Here is a 1025-nt window from a genome sequence, read left to right on the forward strand (position 1 = left end):
TATCGGACACTTATGGGACAATTGAAACCACAATAGATAGTCAATTAAAAACTTATAATATATGTAACGACATAACTGATTTATTTTATGATAATTACCCCTTAGATATTGTTTTAATAATTTGGAATTACACTATAGACACAGACAAGTTAGATTTTATTACACATAGTTTTTTACAGGAAATAATAACAAAATGTGATCCATATTTAACTAATAAAAGTTGCTGTTTGATTATTATTTTTGCTAATGCTAATGTTGATAAGCAACAAGCTATTAATGAATTTATTACTCTTACTGTCCCCCAAACGTTTAAAATAAATCAATTTTGTCAATGGTTTCGAGGTCATCTTAAAGAACACATACAAGAAGCTAGAATTAATCAATATCTTAATCGATTACAATTGCATCAAGGTAATTTAATTCGTACTTATCGGGTTTTTGAAGAAATTATTACTGAACTACAACGAGGAACTTCAATCAGCTAATTGTGTTTAACTTTAACGCTTTTGCTTAGACAAATCCTAATTAATCGTTCAATCAACAAGGATAATTATAGATGAATACCTTAAGTCAACGACAATATCATGGTCAAGGAGAAGACCGACAATATGAACCCTTAATAGATCCTGACAATAATCAAATATTTAAAGATGTACCAATCAAAAAAGAACCCTATATTGCCCCTAAACACCTTGCCGAAGCGGTCAATGATGCCCTTTATTTGCGTCGCCCCTTATTATTAGAAGGTGAACCAGGATGTGGTAAAACTCGCCTGGCTTATTCTATTGCTTATGAATTGGGTTATCCCCTCAAAGAATGTTATATTCGTTCCACTAGTCGTGCTGAAGACTTACTCTATACCTATGATAATATTCAACGTTTATATGATATCCAAGAAGGTAAACTAATTAAGACTAAACAAGAAGAACAACAGACAGATAATCCCGAAAAATCAACTAATGCTATTGATCGGAAAAAGTATGTAGAATTAGGAAAACTAGGAGAAGCGATTCAGCTTTCTGCTG

At 31.6% G+C, this 1025-nt stretch carries 2 protein-coding genes; both read left to right on the forward strand.

Annotated elements, in window-relative coordinates; translation table 11 throughout:
• A partial coding sequence (locus F6K51_RS38160) for a hypothetical protein (protein WP_365940696.1) occupies positions 1–485 on the forward strand: 485 nt, incomplete at its 5' end.
• Between the two features lie 71 nt (positions 486–556).
• Positions 557–1025: AAA family ATPase (locus F6K51_RS38165; protein WP_293031590.1), on the forward strand; the 469-nt coding region annotated here is incomplete at its 3' end.

This window comes from Moorena sp. SIO3I8, from assembly GCF_010692325.1.
In the GTDB taxonomy this organism is placed as follows: Bacteria; Cyanobacteriota; Cyanobacteriia; order Cyanobacteriales; family Coleofasciculaceae; genus Moorena.